We start from the raw sequence: 20,233 nt of genomic DNA on the forward strand, positions 1-20,233 counted from the left end.
TTGCCGGGCCCCCTGTCCCGGCGCTGGAACTCCCAATGCTGACCGGTAGCTACTCCTCTTCGCTGGTGTTGATTTCGCTGTGCGTGGCGATTCTGGCGTCCTATACCGCCCTTGACCTGACCGGCCGCATCGCCACGGCCAAGGGCCGCGCGGCCTACCTGTGGATGGGCGGTGGTGCGCTGGCCATGGGCATTGGCGTGTGGTCGATGCACTTCATTGGCATGCTTGCCTTCAGCTTGCCCATCGACCTGGGTTACGACCTTGCCCTGACCGCGTTTTCGCTGCTGATCGCCGTGCTGTCCTCGGGCTTTGCCTTGTGGCTGGTCAGCCAGCCGAGCCTGCCGGGGCTGCAACTGGGGTTCGGTGCGCTGATCATGGGCGCGGGTATCGCTTGCATGCACTACACCGGCATGGCCGCGCTGCGCATGCTGCCGGGTATCGATTACGACCCGACGCTGTTCGGTGCCTCGCTGCTGATTGCCGTGGGCGCCTCGGCGGCGGCGTTGTGGATCGCCTTCCGCCTGCGCAGGCATACCCCCTATGTGCGGCAGATCCGCGGCCTGGCGGCGGTGGTGATGGGCTTTGCCATCGTTGGCATGCATTACACCGGCATGGCGGCGGCGAATTTCCCCGAGGGCAGCTTCTGTGGTGCGCTGGGCGGCGGGCTGCAGGGTGAGGGCCTGGTCTACCTGGTACTGATCACCACCCTGGCAGTACTGGCAGTGGCCTTGTTGACCTCGGTGCTGGATGCTCGCCTCGAGGCCCGTACCGCCGAGCTGGCCCGTTCGCTGACCTTGGCCAACCAGGAACTGACCCAACTGGCCCTGCACGACACCCTCACCGACCTGCCCAACCGCACCTTGCTGGCCGACCGCATCGAGCAGGCCATCGCCAAGGTGGCGGAGCAGGGCGGCTGTTTCGCCCTGATGTTCATCGACCTGGACGGGTTCAAACCGGTCAACGATGCCTTCGGTCATCACATCGGCGACCTGCTGCTCAAGGCAGTGGCGACACGACTGCGCGGCCACTTGCACAGCCAGGACACCCTGGCGCGTATCGGCGGCGACGAGTTCGTGCTGCTGGTGGAGCTGCAGGAGCCGAACGATGCCATGGATGTGGCGGTGAAACAGGTCAACCTGGTGTCACGGCCATTCCGCGTGGCCGAACATGACCTGCAACTGTCGGCGAGCCTGGGCATCGTTCTGTACCCGGGCAACGGCCAGGACCAGCATGAGTTGCTGCGCAATGCCGACGCGGCCATGTACCACGCCAAGAGCGCCGGCAAAAACGGCTATAGCTTCTTCGATGTGTCGATGAACAGCAACGCCCGCCAGCAACTGCAGCTGCTGCAGGACTTGCGCCAGGCCCTGGAGCAGCGTCAGTTCCGCCTGCATTACCAGCCCAAGTTCGACGCCCAGGCCTGCCAGCCGATCGGGGCCGAGGCGTTGCTGCGCTGGGAGCACCCGCAGCAGGGTCTGCTGCTGCCAGACCGCTTCATCGGTTTGGCGGAAAAGACCGGCCTGATCATTCCTATCGGTGAGTGGGTGCTGGATGAAGCATGCCGGCAGATGCGCCAATGGCTGGATCAAGGCCACCACGGTTGGCGCATGGCGGTGAACCTGTCGGCCATTCAGTTCTGCCACGCCGGACTGGTCGAGAGCGTGGCCCGCGCCCTGCAGCACAACGGCTTGCCCGCCAATTGCCTCACCCTGGAAATCACCGAAACCACCGCCATGCACGACGCCGATGCCAGCCTGACCGTGCTGCAGCGCCTGTCCGACATGGGCGTGGACCTGTCGATCGATGACTTTGGCACCGGTTATTCCAGCCTGATGTACCTCAAGCGCCTGCCGGCCAACGAGCTGAAAATCGACCGTGGCTTCGTGCGCGACCTGGAGCAGGACAGCGACGACGCTGCGATCGTATCCGCGATTGTTGCACTGGGCCAGGCGTTGGGCCTGCGCATCGTTGCCGAGGGGGTGGAGACCGACAAGCAACAGGACTTCCTGACGCGCCTGGGGTGTGATTCTCTGCAGGGCTACCTGCTGGGCCAGCCTGTGCCGGCCGAGCAGTTCATGGGCAAGTTGCAGGCCATGGGCGAGGAAAGCACTGCCGCGGGCTAGACGGCGTCACGTAGGGTAAAGGCGGGTAGGAAGGCATCCATCTCCGCCTCGACGGCCTCGATGATGCGCTCTACATCGGCGGCGGCCATGATCGCCGCACAAGGGATGCCGGCAATCGCCAGCAGGGTTTCACCGCTGGCGCGGTCGAACAACCGCGCGACCATGCTGCGCGGCGCATCCATGCTGGCCTCGAAGCCCAGTGGGTGGAAATGCCAGCGCATCACCTGGCAGGCGTTGGGGAATGTCATCTTGTTCATGCCTGCCTCCTTGTCCGTGCCTGGACGTGGTGAGCGGATGGCCACATTGATGCGGCTGCCGGGAATGTAAACATAGCAGCTGCCACGCGTGATTCTCGGTTGCAAATACGACAAATGTGCCAATGCATGACAGCGTTCACACTCTTGCCATGGGTGCAGCTTCTCCGATGTCCCCATGGCAAACGTGTTCCTCGGACAATCGGAGCGGGCATGTCCTTGAGGTCCGATCGCTGTGCTCGACATCATTACTACTGCCTTTCAGACAAACGGTCGTAGTGGCCCTGTGTGAATGGGTTCACCGGGAATAAAAATATTCAGTCCAGGTTAAGTGCGCGAGATTGTTCGGTCGTCGGGTTGCGAGTATAGAAGGCGACTGGTTATACAGGCACAAAGGAGCCAGTTCTTATATCGCCTGATACGTCCGTCGCTGCAGTCGGGGCAGGAAGAAAACGTCCGCCATAGAAAATCCCTACCTGGACGTCTTCCGGGAACTGGTTAGATCGTTGCCCAATGATTCTTGGGTAGGCAATGAATATAATCGCTGATCGGACTGGTCGCGGAAGCCTCTCCCATTGCCGTGCCATGAGGCTTGGGACGCGCATCAAATCATCCACAGCATTATCGATTACATGGTATGTGTAATCGAGTGCGGCCTGGCGGAGCCTGTCGATCTGGGGTGTTGGCTCTAGGGTCAATGAGTTTCGTCTGGATGGCGGCGGTGTTGGCGTGCCTATGTCTATGGTGGTGTCTTGTTGGCTCAATGAGCTTCGTCTGGATGGCGGCGGCGTTTGCGGAGAAAGCCAGCGGTTTAATCTGGATACACGTTGCCTAAGCCACTCGAAGAATCGTCCGCTTGGATCGTGGCGATTAATGGGGTCGTTCAGGCAGTAAGCGTATGCGTTCATTCCGCCAGCGGAAAACGGTGATAACGCATCTGCCTGAATGAAGCGCATCAGTAATGGCGAATAGAACCGATGCCCGTTGCCCAAAGGGTAGCATCCAGTGACCTTTTCGAGGCGTTGGCCAGTAAAACCGAGGGCAGGCATATTCGGGTTCGCTTCTCGAAAACCATAGGCTGAGTATCTGCATCTTGAGGGTGCAGACGAGAAGCCTAGCACAGTCGTCGCACTATCACAGTGTGGCAGGTGCCATGCGGTGGAGCCCGAATTTCTCTGGCCGAAGGTTACTCCGCGTGCACGTAAATACTGTTTCGATGAAGTGCCTGTTTCAGTAATCAACATCCCGCTTTTGTAAAAATATCTGTTTTTGTTCATGAGAAGTCGGCCGTATTCATAGCTGTAATTATTTACGACGCAAGAAAAGTAAGCCGATTTTTTCATCGAGTCTACTGGTAGAAATATTAGCTATGCAGGTAAGGGTATTGGTGATAGTGGCTCAACCGAGGAGTCCGGCAGCAATGTTGATAGTGAAACCTAAAATCGCCGTATTGAACACGAACCCCACCAGCGAATGTGCCAGCACCACCCGCCGCAATCCTCTCCCTGCAACCCCCACATCTGACGTTTGCACCGCCACGCTGATGGTGAACGAGAAGTAGTGAAAGTCCCAATAGTCCGGGTTGCGCTCGCCATCGGCGAAGCGCAGCGGTGGCTCGTGATTCTGCCCGGTATAGAACAGCCGGGCGTAATGCAGGCTGAAGATGCAACCAATCAGCAGCCAGGAACCGGCCACGGTCAGGCCGGTGTAGAGGTAGTGCAGGGCCAGGTCTGCGCCTTGCAGGCCACGGCTGGAGACCAGTTGCAGGGTGACCGCAGCAAGGCTGGCGATGGCGGCGATGCACACGGTAAGCAGGACTAGGCCCGCGTTTTCGTCCTCGACGCGGGCGACCTTGCGGACTTTGTCGGGGTTTGCGTTCCAGCTCAGGTACAGCACCAGCAACAGGTACAGCCACACCCCCAGGTTCCAGCCGGCGAGGATGTGCTGCACGGTATCACCGGCGGGGATCAGCCAGGCGCCAACCAGGCCGACTGCTGCGGCGAGGCTCAGGCGGGGGTGGGTACGGGTCAGGCGGTGGAAAGCCATGGGGCCTCTTTTGCAGGGATATGGCTTGTACTCTAGACCAAGACACTGGCGCAGGGCCTTGTAGGAGCAGCCTTGTGCTGCGAAGAGGCCCTCCAAATTGCAGAAGCGGGTTGCCCAAGCCGGCCTCTTCGCAGCACAAGGCTGCTCCTACCCAGGCTGAGTCGTCTGTTCTTCATTGCCCCCCATCGCACGCCCCTGCAACTCTCAGTACACTGCACGCTCCAACACCAACATCCGTTGAACTCGAGGTTTTTGCATGACGCTCAGTCCTTTGGCAGGCAAGCCGGCTCCGGCCAGCGTGCTGGTCGATATTCCCCGGCTGCTCACCGCCTACTACACCGGCCGCCCCGACGCTGCCGTGGCGGCCCAGCGGGTGGCCTTCGGCACCTCGGGTCACCGGGGCACTTCGCTGGAATTGAGCTTCAACGAGTACCATGTCCTGGCCATTACCCAGGCCATCTGCCTGTACCGTCAGGAAAAGGGTATCGACGGCCCGCTGTTCATCGGCGCCGACACCCACGCCCTGTCGGCACCGGCCACCGCCAGCGCCCTGGAGGTGCTCGCCGCCAATGGCGTGCAGGTGATGCTGTCCAAGGATGACGAATACACGCCCACGCCGGCCGTTTCCCACGCCATCCTTTGCTACAACCGTGGCCGCCAGCAGGGGCTGGCCGACGGCATCGTCATCACCCCGTCGCACAACCCGCCGCAAAGCGGTGGCTTCAAGTACAACCCGCCCAATGGCGGCCCGGCCGACAGTGACGTGACCAAGTGGATCGAGGCCAAGGCCAACGAACTGCTGGCGGCGAACCTGGCGGGCGTCAAGCGCATGGACCATGCCCAGGCCCTGCAGGCGCCGACCACCCAGCGCCACGATTACGTGAGCAACTATGTGGCCGACCTGGAAAACGTCATCGACTTCGACGTCATCCGTGGCGCCAAGCTGCGCCTGGGCGTCGACCCATTGGGCGGGGCAGGGGTGCGCTACTGGTCGGCGATTGCCGAGCACTATCAGCTGGACCTGGAAGTGGTGAACACCGAGGTCGACCCGACCTTCCGCTTCATGACCGTCGACTGGGACGGCCAGATCCGCATGGACCCTTCCTCGCCCTATGCCATGCAGGGCTTGATCGGCCTGCGCGAGCGCTTCGACGTAGCCTTCGCCTGCGACCCGGACCACGACCGCCACGGCATCGTCACCGCCGACGGCCTGCTGCAGCCCAACAACTACCTGGCCGTGGCGATTGACTACCTGTATCGCCACCGCCCGCAATGGCGCAGCGACGCCGCCGTAGGCAAGACCGTGGTCTCCAGTGGCCTGATCGACCGGGTTACCCAGCGCCTGGGCCGCGCGCTGTATGAGGTGCCGGTTGGCTTCAAGTTCTTCGCCCAGGGCCTGTTCGACGGTTCGCTCGGTTTTGGTGGCGAAGAAAGTGCAGGGGCTTCGTTCCTGCGCCGCGATGGTTCGGTGTGGGCCACCGACAAGGACGGGTTGATCCCGGCCTTGCTCGCCGCCGAAATGACCGCCCGCACCGGGCGTAACCCAAGTCAGGCCTACGCCGACCTGACCGAAGCGCTGGGCAAGCCGTTCGCCACCCGCGTCGAGGCCAAGGCAGACGCCCGGCAGAAAGCACTGCTGAGCAAGCTGGCGCCGGAGCAGGTGAAGTCGACCGAGCTGGCTGGCGAGCCGATCGTGCAGATCCTCAGTCACGCTCCGGGTAATGGCCAGGCCATTGGCGGGTTGAAGGTGATGACCGCCAACGGCTGGTTCGCCGCACGCCCGTCGGGTACCGAAGACATCTACAAGATCTATGCCGAAAGCTTCATCGACGAGGCGCACTTGCAGCGCCTGGTACAGGAAGCTCAAGTGCTGGTAGATGCGGCAATTGCCTGACCGGTAACAAAGCACTTGGTACTGCGGTGTGCTGTAAATTAGAATTAATCTTATTTACGCCGCCGCAGGGCCTTCCCCATGATCGATGCCGCGCCGCCACCGGAGCCTAGCCTGCCTGCCCTGTACCGGGAGCATCGCGGCTGGCTTGAAACCTGGCTACGCCGGCGCCTGGGCAATGCCTGGGATGCTGCCGACCTCAGCCAGGATACCTTTCTGAAGGTACTGGCCAGTTCACAGTCATTGGCTGACATTCGTGAGCCACGGGCCTACCTGCTGACCGTGGGCAAGCGCCTGCTGAGCAACTTCCACCAGCGGCGCAGCCTGGAGCAAGCCTACCTTGATGCCCTGGCCAACCTGCCCGAGCAGTATGTGCCTTCGCCAGAGCAGCGTTGGGTGTTGCTGGAAACCCTGCAAGCACTGGATGAATTGCTCGACGGCCTGAAGGCGCCGGTGCGCAAAGCCTTTCTCTGGAGCCAGCTGGAAGGCCTGGGTTACGCTGAAATTGGCAAGCGCCTGGGTGTTTGCGAACGCTCCGTCAAACGCTACATGGCGCAGGCATACGAACATTGTCTGCTGGCCGACCTGCAATGACCCACCATGCCCCCGAAACGCGCGAAGCGCTGCGTGCTGCGGCCCGTTGGCTGGCGCTGCTGGATTCTGGCGACGCCAGCGAGACGGAGTTGCGGCGCTTGGCGCAATGGCGCGCCAGCAGCAGCTTGCATGAAGACGCCTGGCAAAAGGCAGCCCTGCTGCGCGCGCGTTTTTCCGGCTTGCCCGGGGCGTTGGCGATGGCCACCCTGGACCGCCCGGATGCCGGCCGTCGGGCGCTGCTCAAACAAGCCCTGGGCGTGGCCGCACTGCTGCCGACGGCCTGGCTGGTGAGCCGCGAGCTGCCGCTGGATGCCTGGACCGCCGACCTGCGCACCTCGGTGGGTGAGCGTCGGCAGGTATTGCTAAGCGACGGCACATTCGTGCAGTTGAATACCGACAGTGCGGTCGATATCGACCTGGACAAACGCCACGTGGCACTGCTGCGCGGTGAAGTGGCAGTCAAAGTGCCTGGCGGCCAGGGCCTGACGCTGCAGGTGCCATACGGCCGCGTGCTGCTCAGTGAGGGTGAGGTGTGCCTGCGCCTGTTCGATGAGGCCTGCCGGGTGTCGGTGGTCAAGGGTATGGCCAGCCTGCAGCCGTTACGTGGCCCGGCGGTGATGTTGCAAGCCGGGCAGCAGGCCAGTTTGCAGGCGGCGAGCGTCGGCCCGGTAACAGCGTTCGATTCATGGCGACTGGGTTGGCGCGAAGGCGCGCTGCGGCTGGATGACCGCCCACTGGGGGAGTTGCTGCACGAGCTGCGCAGGTACCGCCCTGGCGTGTTGCGTTGGGCACCTGCGCTTGAGGGCCTGCGTGTTACCGGCACATTCCGCCTTGACGATACCGACCGGGTGCTGGCCTTGCTGGCCGCCAGCCTGCCGTTGCAGGTGCATACCCGCACGCGTTATTGGGTGAGCCTGGCCGCGCGAGAAAATCGCGCATGAAGCTGTCCCCTTTTTTTCACTCGCCGGTCATTACCGGTAGGAGAAAATAAAGGGGAGCCTTGTTCAATGCCTGCAGTAAAGTCTTGCCGCCTGCGCCCACTGGCGCGTGCAGCACATCCGTTGTTCGCGATGGGCCTGTTGTTGTGTGCACCGGCCTGGGCCGATGAACCTGCCCGGCGTACCTACCAGGTAGCACCAGCCAGCCTCGGCACCGCGTTGACCCATTTCGCCGACCAGGCCGGTGTCAGCCTTTCGCTGGACCCCGCATTGGTCCAAGGCCGGCATAGCAGCGGCCTGTCCGGAAACTACAGTGTCGAAGAAGGCTTCCTGCAACTGCTGCGCGACAGCGGCCTGCAGTTGATGCCGGTGGGTGAGGGCGCCTTCACCCTGGTGCCAGCGCCACAGGCCAGCGGCGCGCTGGAAATTGCCCCGACCAGCATCGTCGGCGGCCTGGCTGCCGGTAGCGAGACGCAACCATACGCCGGTGGTCAGGTGGCTCGCCAGGGTGCTCAGGGCCTGCTGGGCTCGCGCGATTTCATGGAAACCCCGTTCAGCATTACCAGCTACACCAGCGAACTGGTGAAGAACCAGCAGGCGCGCACCTTGGGCGAGCTGATTGCCACTGACCCCTCGGTACGCGCCACCAACCCGGCTGGCGGGCGCTTCGAGCAGTTCACCATTCGCGGCTTCAGCCTGTTCAACAGCGATGTGGCCTACAACGGCCTGTACGGCATATTGCCGACCTACTCGATCGATATGGAAATGGCCGACCGGGTCGACATCATCAAAGGCCCCAGCCAGCTGATCAATGGCATCTCGCCGCGTGGCAGCGTGGGCGGCGGGATCAATGTGCAGCCCAAGCGGGCCGGCGACAAGCCGATCACCGAGTTTACCGGCAGCTATGCATCGGCTGGCCAGGCAGGCGGTGCCGTGGACATTGGCCGACGCTTTGGTGAAGGCCAGCAGTTTGGCGTGCGCTTCAATGGTGTGAAGCAGGCCGGTGACACCGAATGGGACCACCAGCGCGTTGACCGCGAGATGGCGGTACTGGGCCTGGACTTTCGTGGCGAGCGCCTGCGGCTGTCGGCAGACCTCGGCCATACCGAGCGCGATACCGACGCCCCGCAGGAGCGCGTGCTGGTCGGCGCCAATGCCAAGGTGCCGGATGCCAACGATGTGCGCCGCAACTACGCCCAAGCCTGGAGCAAGGCGCGCACCAACGACACCTTCGGTGCGCTGAATGCCGAGTACGATATCAGTGAATCGCTGCTGGCTTATGGCGCAGTCGGCGCGCGCAAAAGTAACCATGACTTCCTGCGCCACAATGTGTCGATCACCAACGACGCTGGCGACTTCACCGTGCAGCCGCGCGACTTCACCCGAGATGAGTCGGTACGCACAGCCATGGCGGGCCTGCGCAGCTGGTTGCATACCGGGCCGGTCAGCCATGAGTTGAACCTGGCCGCCAGCTATTTCTACATGGATTTCACCAACGGTGGTGCACGCTATGCTTCGGCGCCGAGCAACCTCTACAACCCGGTAGCCACACCGACACCCGGCACGCCAACCCGCATCGACCCCGAGGTCTATACGGAAAACCGCTTTTCCGGCGTGGCCCTGGCCGACACCCTGGGCTTTTTCGATGACCGCCTGCTGCTGACCCTGGGCGCGCGCTGGCAACGCGTGCAGGTGGACGACTGGAGCGACGGCGTCAAAGGCGACACGGCCTATGACGAAGAAAAGGTCTCGCCTTCGGCTGGCCTGCTGCTCAAGGTCACCGACCAGCTGTCGTTGTACGCCAATTACATGGAGGGCTTGAGCCAAGGCAAGATCGCGCCATCGACCTCGATCAACGAAGACCAGATCTTCCCGCCGTTCACCAGCCGCCAGGTCGAAGTGGGGGCCAAGTACGACCTGGGTCAGGTGGCCTTCACCGCCAGCGCTTTCCGCATTCGCCAGCCCGCCTACGAGACCAACGCCACCTCACGGGTGTTCGGTCCCAACGGCAAGCGTGACAACCGTGGTATCGAGCTGAGTGTGTTCGGCGAGCCAATGCAAGGCGTGCGGGTGCTGGGTGGGGTGATGTACATCGACAGCGAGCTGACCGACACCGTCGGTGGTGCCTACGATGGCAACCGTGCGCCGGCTACACCCGAGTACAACGTCAACCTGGGCGCGGAATGGGATGTGCCGGGGGTGAACGGCCTGACCTTGACGGCGCGGGGTATCCATTCAAGTTCGCAGTACCTGGACCAGAACAACAGCAAACAGATCGAGGGTTGGGAACGCTACGACCTAGGGGCGCGCTATGCCTTCAAGGTGGACGCCACCGAGGTCACCCTGCGGGCCAGTGTCGAAAACGTGCTGGATGATCGCTACTGGAGCTCGGCCGGTGCATCGGATGACAGTGAGCCAGGGCTTACACTGTCTACGCCGCGTACCTACCTGGTGTCTGCGACCGTCGGCTTCTAGGCGTGGCCCTGCACGGCAGGCGGCAGTTGCCACCCGCCGTGCAGGCTGCAGGTCATTCCTGATCCGGTACCACGGCGATCACGTCGATCTCCATCAGCCACTCGGCCTGGGCCAACCCGGCCACCACCAGCCCGGTGGAGATCGGGAACACGCCCTTGAGCCATTTGCCCACTTCCTTGTACACCGGCTCGCGGAAGCGCGGGTCGGTAATGTAGGTGGTGGTCTTGACGATGTGCGACAGGTCGGAGCCTGCCTCTTCAAGCAACTGCTTGACGTTCTTCATCGCCTGCTCGGTTTGTGCGCGGGGGTCACCCAGGCCCACCAGCTTGCCTTCGAAGTCGGTACCGACCTGGCCCCGCACATAAATGGTGTTGCCTGCCCGCACGGCCTGGCACAGGTCGTTGTCCAGGGTCTGGTTGGGGTAGGTTTCCTTGGTGTTGAACATGCGAATGCGAGTATGGGTAGGCATCAGTGGGCTCCGAGGGTGCTGACGTTGCTGATCTTGGCGGGTTGTTGCTCATCCGCTGCGCGCTGCTCGCGGTCGCGGTAGGCGGTATAGGTGCGTTGCGTGGCGATGTGGCCGGCGACGTGCTTGGCGTCGTGCCACACCCCCCAGATGAACGACGAGCCACGGCGCGACAGCCACGGCAGGCCGAGGAAGTACACGCCCGGTTCGCGGGCCACGCCGCGTTGGTGCTGGGGCTTGCCGTTGGCATCGAAGGTGTCTACCTGCAGCCAACTGAAGTCCACGCCGTAACCGGTGGCCCAGATGATGCTGTTGACGCCGGCCTTGGCCAGGTCAAGCTGCTGCAGCGGGTTGCGCATGCACTCCGGGTCGGCCAGGCGCTGACGCGCTTCGGGCTCTTGCGGCAGGTCCAGGCCGTTGCGTTCGATGTAGGCATCGGCGGCATCCAGCAGGGCCAGGTAGTTGTCGTCGCCACGGTTGATGTTCTCGACCAGGTTGTCCTGGAAGCGCGCCACGCCGTTGTCGAACGACTGGGTCAGGCCGACCAGTGTCATGCCTTGGTGGGCGAGGGCGCGGAAGTCCACGGTATGACCACCACGGGCGCCGCTGACGGCGATGGTCACGTGCTCGCGACCTGGTTTGGCGATTTCCGCGTCCCACTCGCCCAGCACGCCCAGCCACCAGCAGAAATCGCGGTTGCGGTAGGCACGCGGCGGGCGGTCGTGGGCGCCGACCGACAAGTACACCTGGCGCCCGGCGCGCATCAACTCTTCGGCGATCTGCACGCCGGAGGAGCCGGCACCTACCACCAGCACTGCGCCTTCCGGCAGTTGCTCGGGGTTGAAGTAGGCGGCGGAGTGGATCTGGTGCAAGTTGCTGTCTTTCGGCGCGATGGCCGGGATCACCGGTTTCTGGAACGGGCCGGTGGCGGCGACTACGCGGTTGGCGCGAATCACGCCTTCGTTGGTTTCGATGGTGAAGCCTGGGCGGTCGCTGTTGCGCACCACGCGCTTTACTTCAATGCCGGTGCGTACGGGCAGGTTGTACTTGCGTACGTACTGCTCGAAGTAGTCGGCCACTTGGTCCTTGCCGGCGAAGGCGTCGGCATCGAGGTTGAATTCCAGCCCTGGGAAACGGTCGTGCCAGACCGGGCCGTTGGCGACCAACGAGTCCCAGCGGCCGGTGCGCCAGGCCTCGGCGATGCGGTTGCGTTCCAGCACCAGGTGCGGCACGCCAAGCTTGCTCAGGTGTTCGCTCATGGCCACGCCGGCCTGGCCGGCGCCGACGACGAGGGTGTCGATTTCGAGGTTGTTCAGTGTCATGTCCGAGCCCTTGTTCAGGCGGTTTTTGTCAGGTCGGTTTGGAGGACCGCCGTTACCTGGGGCCAGACTAGGGATGCCGCACAAATGGCGAAAATAGTATTTAGCTGGTGCTTGCCGATAAAACGGCGAAGGCCTCGAATCTTGTGGCCTTGCCCAGGAGAGACTGGCCCGAAACAAACGTAGGAGCGAGCTTCGCTCGCGATGCGCCGCGCGGGCGGCGCTCGATCTCGGCCCCAGCACAGTTTTTTCCTGCCTAACCCCTCGGAAAATGTTGGTTTCGTGGGGCAGAAGGTTGAGCCCAGAATGCCCTGCATCGCACAGGACAACAGGAGCTTCACCATGACCTTCTCCATCATCGGTCGTTGCCAGGAAACCGGCCAGGTCGGTATCGCCATCAGCTCGTCGAGCATCGCCGTGGGCGCCCGTTGCCCGTGGGTGCGCGCAGGTGTCGGCGCAGTCTCGACCCAGAACATCACCCTGCCGGCGTTGGGCCCGCAGATTCTCGATGCCCTGGAGCAGGGCCAGTTGCCGCCCGCCGCAGCCCTGGACCGGGTGTTGAGCGCCAATGGCTGGAGTGAATATCGCCAAGTCACGGTGATCGACAGCCAGGGGCAAGTGGCGTTGTTCACGGGGCGTGAAGCGCTGGGTACCCACCATGCGGTGGCCGGCGAACAATGCGCAGCGGCGGGCAACCTGCTGTCTTCTACTCAGGTAATAGACGCCATGGTGCTGGCTTTCGAGCAGGCGGGTGGGCACTTGGCCGACCGCCTGCTGGCGGCCATGCACGCGGCGATGGCCGCCGGTGGCGAAGCCGGGCCGGTGCACTCGGCGGCGTTGAAGATTGCTGGCGAGTTGACCTGGCCGCTGGTGGACCTGCGCGTCGACTGGGCCGATGCCGACCCGATCGGCGTGCTCGACGGCTTGTGGCAGGCCTATCGCCCGCAAATGCAGGATTACGTCACCCGCGCCCTCAACCCGACCGCCGCGCCAAGCTACGGAGTGCCAGGCGATGAGTGAGTTTGCCAGCCGTGCGCTGCTGGCCCGGCTGATCGGTTTTGCCACTGTCAGCCGCGACTCCAACCTGGCGTTGATCGGCTTCATCCGTGATTACCTGGCCGAGCTGGGGGTGGAAAGCGAACTGTTCCATAACCCGGAGGGCACCAAAGCCAACCTGTTCGCCAGCATCGGCCCCAAGGACGTTGGCGGCGTGGTGCTGTCCGGGCATACCGATGTGGTGCCGGCGGACGGCCAGGCCTGGACGGTCGAGCCGTTTGTCCTGACTGAGCGTAATGGGCGCCTGTATGGTCGCGGCGCAGCCGACATGAAAGGCTTTATCGCGTCGGTGCTGGCGGCAGTGCCCGCTTTTCTCGCCCAGCCGCTGCGCATGCCGGTGCACCTGGCATTTTCCTATGACGAAGAAGTCGGCTGCCTGGGCGTGCGCTCCATGCTGGCTGCACTCGAGCAGCGCCCGCACAAGCCGCGACTTTGCCTGATTGGCGAACCCACCGAGCTCAAGCCGGTGCTGGGGCACAAGGGCAAGCTGGCAATGCGCTGCCAGGTGCAGGGTGCGGCCTGTCACTCGGCGTATGCGCCGTATGGGGTGAATGCCATCGAATACGCGGCGAAGCTGATTGGCAAGCTGGGCGACATCGGCGATGCCCTGGCGTTGCCGCAGCATCACGACGAGCGCTTCGACCCGCCGTTCTCCACGGTGCAGACCGGAGTGATCAAAGGGGGCAGGGCGCTGAACATCGTGCCGGCCGAATGTGAATTCGATTTCGAAGTGCGCGCGCTGCCAGGCTTCGAGGCGCAGGCGGTGGCCGACCAACTACAGACTTATGCAGAGGCCGAGTTGTTGCCACGCATGCGCAAGGTCGATGCCGCCAGCGCCATTCGCCTGGAACCGCTCAGTGCGTACCCGGGGCTGGCTACTGCGAAGGACAGCGAAGCTGCGCGGTTGGTGGCGTTGCTCAGCGGTTCGGATGAATTCGGCACGGTGGCGTTTGGTACCGAAGGCGGGTTGTTCGACCAGGCGGGCATTCCGACCGTGGTGTGTGGGCCTGGCAGTATGGACCAGGGGCACAAGCCGGATGAGTTCGTCAGTGTCGAGCAGTTGCAGGGCTGTGATGCCATGCTGATCAGGCTGGTGGATTACCTCAAGCAGGAATGACCGCTTTGGCTGCTTCGCGGGCCTGCCCGCTCCCACAGGGACCCCACAGATCTCGAAGGTTATGCAGTACCTGTGGGAGCGGGCGAGCCCGCGAAGAGGCCATCAGCTTGAATTTCAGATCTCGATTGCCCCGCTGACCAGCCCGTAGACAGCAATCACCGCCCCCAGCACCACCAGCGCGAACACCACCCGCTCGAACCCGCTGAACACCTGCCGCTGCTGCTCCATCCTGGCCTTGATGTACAGCAGCGTACCCGGCCCATAGATCACCGCCGACAGCAGCAGGTATTTCATCCCGCCTGCCCACACCATCAGCACCGCATAGGCAGTCGCCAGCAAGGCCACCAGCAGGTCCTTGCCACGCTCGCCGGCATCCTGCTCGTATGTCTCCCGGCTGATTGCCAGCTTCAGGGCATAGGCTGCCACCAACAGATAAGGAATCAAGGTCAGCGAACTGGTCAGTTCCAGTGCCAAGGTAAAGGCGTATTCGGTAAACCAGGTCAGCAGCAGGAACAGCTGCACGAACAAGGTGGTCAGCCACAGGGCCGCCGAAGGTACCTGGTGCGGATTCTGCCGGGTGAGAAAGGCCGGCATGGCCTGGTCGTGGGCGGCCGAATACAGCACCTCGGCGGCCAGCAGGGTCCACGACAGATAGGCGCCCAGCACCGAGATGATCAGGCCGATGCTGATGAAGATCGCCCCCCAGCGCCCGACAATCGCCTCCAGCACCCCAGCCATCGACGGCTGGCGCAACCCGGCCAGCTCCGGGCGCAGCATCACGCCATAGCTGAGCAGGGTAATCAGCACCAGCAAGCACAGCACGCCGACAAAACCGAGCACCGTGGCGATGCCGACGTCGCGGCGGTTACGTGCGTAACGCGAGTAAACGCTGGCACCTTCGATGCCGAGGAACACGAACACGGTCACCAGCATGGTGCTGCGCACCTGTTCGAACAGTGATTCGCCCGGCGGCAGTAATTCGGCGGCGGCATGCCCGACACGGCCGTAGTCGTCGAGATGGTCCAGGTCCGCTGCCGGGCCGAGCATGGGGGTGCCCCAGAAGTTCTGGCTGAATAGGCCGCTGTCGAAGGCGGCGATGATCACCACGATGAACACCAGGATCGGAATCATCTTGGCTACCGTGGCGATGGAGTTGATGACGGCTGCCTGCTGCACGCCGCGCATTACTAGAAAGTGGAAGGCCCAAAGCAGTACCGAAGACACGGCGATGGCGGCGACCGTGTTGCCGTCGCCAAACACCGGGAAGAAAGCGCCCAGCGTCGACTTGATCAGGATGAAATAGGACACGTTGCCGATGCAGGTGCCGGCCCAGAAGCCGAAGGCCGAGGCAAAGCCAAGGTAGCTGCCGAAACCGGCGCTGGCGTAGGCGTAGATGCCCGAGTCGAGGTCCGGGCGGCGCCGGGCGAGGGTCTGGAACACGAAGGCCAGCATCAGCATGCCGAGGCCGGCGATGCACCAGGCGATGATCGCGCCGAGCCCGCCAGTGGCACGGCCGAAGGTGGCAGGCAGCGAGAAGATCCCGGCGCCGACCATGGAGCCCACCACCAGGGCAGTGAGCGCCCAAACGTTCAGTTTGCCTTCCGTTGCAGTGCTCATTGGCCTGGCTCTCCCTGCGGTGAAGGGTTGAGTAAAGACCGAGGGGAGGGTGTGTGCCAGTTGACCGTGTTTTTTCAGTACCGGCCCTTTCGCGGGTAAACCCGCTCCCACAGGGGCAGCGCCGGGCGCAAGGGCAGTGAGGTATCTGGACTGCCCCCGAAAAGTTGGATTGGTGTCCAACTTCTTGGGGGCAGTCCATATCTGTGGGAGCGGGTTCACCCGCGAATGGGCCGCAACGCGGCCCCAGCGATCTAGAAGGAGGCCTTGACCTGCAGGCCAACCACCAGCGCGTTGTCGATGTCCTTACCGGAGAACGCTCCCGGCTCGATGATGTATTGCACATCCGGGCGCAGGTTCAGCCACGGTGTGGCCTGGTAGCCATAGCTCAGTTCGATCAACTGCTCGGCGCTGTCGATGTCTGGGAACTGCTGGCCAGCGTTGAAAGCGGCCTCTTCCAGCACATCGCGGCTACGCGGGTTGGGTACGGCGCGGCCGTAACCCAGTGCCACGGTATCCTTCGGGCGACCTTCGAATGGCTTGTACAGCACCACACCGGCGCCATACCACTTGGTGAACGGTGAGGCGGCCTTGCTCGACGCCGAGTATTGGCCGAAGGCGTGCAGGCTACGGCCTGGTGAAGCCTGGTCGTTCCACACCGCCTGGTCGACCAGCAGGTAGTGGCCAGCGCGGCCGGACACTTCATCATCGCTGCCAATGCGCTTCACGTCCGAGCTGTCGTAGTAGTAACCCAACTTGTACTCGCCCGGCAGTTCACCCTGTAGCTTGTACACCAGCTCCACCGGGACCACGGTGCCGGTGGTGTGCTTGGGCCCCAGGTGCCAGGCGCGGCTGGAGTTGCCGTTGCTCTCGGGGTCGACGTTGAACGCCGCCACGCGCAGTTGCCAGGCAGGCGACAGGTCGTACTTCACCCGCACGCCGAGGTGGGCATTGGGGTAGTTGGTCCAGCCGCTGCCACCGGACATGTTCAGCGGGTGGCCGCAGAAACCGGCGCTCATGAAGTTGCACAGGATTCCGCTGTCCAGGCCGCCGAGGTCGTTGCCCATGGCCATGTAGCCGAGCTTGACGTTGAGAGCCGGGGTGAACAGGGTACGCTCGTAGCTCAGCTCGGTCAGGCGGGTGTACAGGCCACCGAAGTTTTCCTGAATCGGCAGGCGGTTGCCTACCAGGTCTTCGGAAGCGCTGTTGCCGCGGCGGTCGTTGATGGTCAGCTGGACTTTGCCGCCGTTGTCCAGGCCGTACAGTTTCGACAGGTCGAACTGCACGCCCAGCTTGACGTTCTGTGAATAGCGCGCCGAGCGGTGCAAACCACCGTGGGCGTTGTACGCGGTTTCGCCACTGTAGTCGCCAGTGATCTTGACGCCGTCTTCTTCGAGTTGGTGACGCAGGCCGCCCCAGTCACCGGTCAGGGTGCTGCGGGTCATCAGGTCGCCGTCGGCCAGGGCGGTGGTGCTGGCCAGGGCCAGCAGCAAGGTGGGGGTGATGCGAATTGCGGATGGCATTGCTGAATCTCGGGTTGTCTTTGGGGCCTTTCGCGGGCACGCCCGCTCCCACATGGCCGGTGTCGGCCCTGTGGGAGCGGGCGTGCCCGCGAAGCAGGCGACGCGGTCTTACGGCAGCGCGTAAGAAATCACGTAGTCGCCACGGTCGGTCGACTGGCGGGCGCCGCCAGCGGTGATCACCACGTACTGCTTGCCGGTCTTCGGCGAAACGTAGGTCATCGGGCCGCCCTGGCTGCCCACTGGCAGGCGAGCTTTCCAGATTTCGTTACCGTTGCTGCTGTCGTAGGCGCGCAGGTAGAAGTCCTGGGTGCCGGCGATGAACACCAGGCCGCCCTGAGTCGACAGGGTACCGCCGAGGGTCGGCAGGCCGATCTTGATCGGCAGGTGCATGCGGATACCGAGCGGGCCGGTGTCTTCAACGGTGCCCACCGGAACCTGCCAGGCCACCTGGCGAGTCTTCATGTCGATGGCGGTCAGGGTGCCGAACGGCGGGGCCTGGCATGGAATGCCGGCTACCGACAGGAAGCGGTTTTTGTTCACGGCATAGGGGGTGCCCTTGAGCGGTACCGCGCCCATGCCAGTGTTCAGGGCTTCGCCACCGGAAGCTGCGCCACCTTTGTTCTGCGACGGGATCATCTGGATCCACAGGCCCAGGCGCATGTCGTTGACGAAGATGAAGCCATGCACCGGGTCGGTGGAAATGCTGCCCCAGTTCATGCCGCCCAGCGAACCTGGGAAACTCAGCGACAGGTCGGTGCCTGGCGCGGTGTACAGGCCGTCGTAGCGCATCTTCTTGAAGTCGATACGGCACAGCAGCTGGTCATAGGGGGTCGCCCCCCACATGTCCGATTCGGTCAGGGTCTGCGCGCCGATCTGCGGCATGCCTACCGACTTCGGCTGGGTTGGGGAATACGGCTCGTTGGGGATGTTGCTTGGCTTGACCGGTACCTCGTCGACCTGGGTCAGCGGCTTGCCGGTGGCGCGGTCGAGCACGTAGATCTGCCCGGCCTTGGTGCCGATCACCACCGCAGGTACCGACTGGCCGTCGTCCTTGGTGAAGTCGATCAGGCTTGGCTGCATGGGCAGGTCGAAGTCCCACAGGTCGTTGTGCACGGTCTGGAACACCCACTTCTGGTTACCGGTGGTGGCGTCCAGGGCCAGCACCGAAGCGCCGTAGGTGTGGTCCAGCTTGCTGCGCTCCACGCCGTAGATGTCGGTGGACGACGAGCCCATCGGCAGGAACACGGTGTTCATCGCCGGGTCGTAGGACATCGGTGCCCAGCTGTTCGGGGTGCTGCGCACGTAGGTGCTGTCGCCCTGCGGTGCCTGGCGATCTTCCGGGTTGCCCGGGTCGAAGGCCCAGCGCATTTCACCGGTGATCACGTCGAAGCCACGGATCACGCCGCCTGGCATGTCGGTCTGGACGTTGTCGGCCACGCGGCCGCCGACCACCACGGTGGTGCCGGCCATCAGCGGTGCGGAGGACAGCTGGTAATAGGAGTCCGGGACATTGCCCAGGCCGGTTTTGAGGTTGACCTGGCCATTGTTGCCGAAACCCTGGCAGAACTCGCCATTGTCGGCGTCGACGGCAATCAGGCGGCCGTCGATGGTGTTGGTCAGCAGGCGACGCTGGCAGTTGGCACCGGCCGCTACGCTACCGCCAGCGATCGGCGAGCTGTTCGGCTGGGTTGGCTGGGCGATGGCGGCAGTGGCGTCGAAGTAGGCCATGCCACGGCAACGCTGCCAGACCTTGGACTGGGCGTTGATTGCGTTCTTCCACAGCTCTTTGCCGGTGTCGGCATCGAGGGCGATCAGGTTGTTGTGCGGGGTGCAGATGAACACCTTGTTGCCGACCTGCAGCGGAGTCAGCTGGTCTTCGGCACCGTTGCCGTCGCTGATGGCGACGTCACCGGTGTGGTAGGTCCAGGCCACTTTCAGCTGGTTGACGTTGTCACGGTTGACCTGGTCCAGCGCGGCGAAGCGGCTGCCACCTTCGGTGTTGCCGTAGTGGGCCCAGTCCTTCTGCTCCTTGCCGGTTTCCACCGGGGTCATGCCCGGGCCTTTGCCGGTGGGGGCGACGCTTGGGTGGGCAACGAACATGTTGCCGGCAGCGATCGCCAGCGCCACGGCCATTACCCCGGCGATGCCGTAGGCAGCGCGACCGGTGCTGGCGCCGTTGGTACGCGCCAGCAGCGGGTAGACCAGTGCCACCAGCATGCCGATTGCGCCGAACATGAACAGGCGCGAGAACAGCGGCCAGAACACCAGGCCGGCGTCGATCAGTGCCCAGACCGCAGTGCCGACCAGGAACAGGGCATACAGCCAGGCGCCAGCCTTCTTGCGGCGAGCGATGAGCACACCGGCGATGGCCATGGCCAGGCCGCCGACGAGGAAGTACCAGGAACCGCCCAGGCCGGCGAGCTTGACGCCGCCAGCCGCCAGGAGGAGGCCGAGCAAGGCGATGATCACGCCCAGGCCGACCAGAATGATGTTTGTGGCGCCAGAGGCGCGCGGTGTTTCGTTCATGCCAGGGATCTCAGCAGGTGGAATGCGCGCAGTCTAAGCCCTTAGCTTGCTAATTAACAAGTTGGTACATAATTTTCTGGGGCTGATTGTCGCAGGGGTGAACTTGCTAAGGTGTGGCTAAAATTCTAGATCAGGTACTGAAAAGCGCATTAAATGCAGTCTTCACGTGGCGCCTAAAAAGCTGCACTCATACTTTCGTCGAGCGAGTTGTGCGCTTTGTAGGAGCAGCCTTGCGCTGCGAAAGGGCCGTTAGCACCACAGCATGACTGCCTGGCGTAACGGCCCTTTCGC

The 20,233-nt window shown here is 63.4% G+C and carries 15 protein-coding genes; 7 read left to right on the forward strand and 8 right to left on the reverse strand.

The features are described 5' to 3' along the window. The first annotated feature begins 35 nt into the window (after positions 1-35). Positions 36-2,123 (forward strand): putative bifunctional diguanylate cyclase/phosphodiesterase, encoded by a 2,088-nt coding sequence (locus ACNFBR_RS13450; RefSeq protein ID WP_416735350.1) that lies wholly within the window; start codon positions 36-38, stop codon positions 2,121-2,123. Here the strand turns inward: ACNFBR_RS13450 and ACNFBR_RS13455 are convergent. From ACNFBR_RS13455 to ACNFBR_RS13465, 3 genes are all read right to left on the reverse strand, one after another. Beyond that, positions 2,120-2,380 carry a DUF1652 domain-containing protein gene (locus tag ACNFBR_RS13455; RefSeq protein ID WP_416735351.1) on the reverse strand — a complete coding sequence of 87 codons (261 nt, stop codon included), beginning with the start codon at positions 2,378-2,380 and terminating at the stop codon, positions 2,120-2,122. The two genes, ACNFBR_RS13450 and ACNFBR_RS13455, sit on opposite strands and share 4 nt — an antisense overlap. A 377-nt stretch (positions 2,381-2,757) precedes the next feature. Next, the gene (locus tag ACNFBR_RS13460; protein WP_416735352.1) at positions 2,758-3,720 is read right to left on the reverse strand and encodes an RHS repeat-associated core domain-containing protein; all 963 of its coding nucleotides are present in this window, start codon (positions 3,718-3,720) and stop codon (positions 2,758-2,760) included. 55 nt (positions 3,721-3,775) lie between these two features. Beyond that, entirely contained in the window at positions 3,776-4,423 is a 648-nt protein-coding gene (locus ACNFBR_RS13465; protein WP_416735353.1) for a DUF1345 domain-containing protein, read from the reverse strand. 256 nt (positions 4,424-4,679) lie between these two features. Between ACNFBR_RS13465 and pgm the strand changes: the two genes are divergently transcribed. From pgm to ACNFBR_RS13485, 4 genes are all read left to right on the forward strand, one after another. Next, positions 4,680-6,317, forward strand: a complete 1,638-nt coding sequence (pgm, locus tag ACNFBR_RS13470; RefSeq protein WP_416735354.1) for a phosphoglucomutase (alpha-D-glucose-1,6-bisphosphate-dependent) — start codon at positions 4,680-4,682, stop codon at positions 6,315-6,317. Positions 6,318-6,395: 78 nt separating this feature from the next. Continuing rightward, positions 6,396-6,908: a sigma-70 family RNA polymerase sigma factor gene (locus ACNFBR_RS13475; protein ID WP_416735355.1), complete on the forward strand. Its 513-nt coding sequence runs from the start codon at positions 6,396-6,398 to the stop codon at positions 6,906-6,908. Further along, the gene (locus ACNFBR_RS13480; RefSeq protein ID WP_416735356.1) at positions 6,905-7,849 is read left to right on the forward strand and encodes a FecR domain-containing protein; all 945 of its coding nucleotides are present in this window, start codon (positions 6,905-6,907) and stop codon (positions 7,847-7,849) included. The genes ACNFBR_RS13475 and ACNFBR_RS13480 overlap by 4 nt, the downstream gene beginning before the upstream one ends. Before the next feature lie 66 nt (positions 7,850-7,915). After that, positions 7,916-10,321, forward strand: coding sequence for a TonB-dependent siderophore receptor (locus ACNFBR_RS13485; RefSeq protein ID WP_416735357.1), 2,406 nt, complete (start codon positions 7,916-7,918; stop codon positions 10,319-10,321). Positions 10,322-10,373: 52 nt separating this feature from the next. Here the strand turns inward: ACNFBR_RS13485 and ACNFBR_RS13490 are convergent, their stop codons facing one another. Then, on the reverse strand, positions 10,374-10,790 hold the full coding sequence (locus tag ACNFBR_RS13490) for a RidA family protein (protein WP_003247763.1): 417 nt from the start codon (positions 10,788-10,790) through the stop codon (positions 10,374-10,376). After that, entirely contained in the window at positions 10,790-12,109 is a 1,320-nt protein-coding gene (locus ACNFBR_RS13495) for a flavin-containing monooxygenase (protein ID WP_416735358.1), read from the reverse strand. Before ACNFBR_RS13495 ends, ACNFBR_RS13490 begins: the two co-directional genes overlap by 1 nt. Positions 12,110-12,448: 339 nt before the next feature. On the opposite strand from ACNFBR_RS13495, the gene ACNFBR_RS13500 reads away from it, so the two are divergent. Continuing rightward, complete coding sequence (locus ACNFBR_RS13500; protein WP_416735359.1) at positions 12,449-13,126, forward strand: DUF1028 domain-containing protein; 678 nt, start codon at positions 12,449-12,451, stop codon at positions 13,124-13,126. Continuing rightward, positions 13,119-14,279 carry an acetylornithine deacetylase gene (gene argE / locus ACNFBR_RS13505; protein WP_416735360.1) on the forward strand — a complete coding sequence of 387 codons (1,161 nt, stop codon included), beginning with the start codon at positions 13,119-13,121 and terminating at the stop codon, positions 14,277-14,279. Before ACNFBR_RS13500 ends, argE begins: the two co-directional genes overlap by 8 nt. A gap of 114 nt (positions 14,280-14,393) precedes the next feature. Here argE and ACNFBR_RS13510 read toward each other — a convergent pair whose 3' ends face one another. The 3 genes from ACNFBR_RS13510 to ACNFBR_RS13520 all read right to left on the reverse strand — a co-directional run bounded on the left by ACNFBR_RS13510 (position 14,394) and on the right by ACNFBR_RS13520 (position 19,942). Continuing rightward, positions 14,394-15,896 (reverse strand): amino acid permease, encoded by a 1,503-nt coding sequence (locus ACNFBR_RS13510; protein ID WP_416735361.1) that lies wholly within the window; start codon positions 15,894-15,896, stop codon positions 14,394-14,396. Positions 15,897-16,147: 251 nt separating this feature from the next. After that, a complete protein-coding gene (locus ACNFBR_RS13515; protein WP_416735362.1) occupies positions 16,148-17,416 on the reverse strand; it encodes a carbohydrate porin in 1,269 nt (422 codons plus the stop codon). A gap of 108 nt (positions 17,417-17,524) precedes the next feature. Then, the gene (locus tag ACNFBR_RS13520) at positions 17,525-19,942 is read right to left on the reverse strand and encodes a glucose/quinate/shikimate family membrane-bound PQQ-dependent dehydrogenase (RefSeq protein ID WP_416735363.1); all 2,418 of its coding nucleotides are present in this window, start codon (positions 19,940-19,942) and stop codon (positions 17,525-17,527) included. Positions 19,943-20,233 lie beyond the last annotated feature (291 nt).

Origin of the sequence: Pseudomonas sp. NY11955 (genome assembly GCF_048068035.1) — a bacterium.
Classification (GTDB): domain Bacteria; phylum Pseudomonadota; class Gammaproteobacteria; order Pseudomonadales; family Pseudomonadaceae; genus Aquipseudomonas.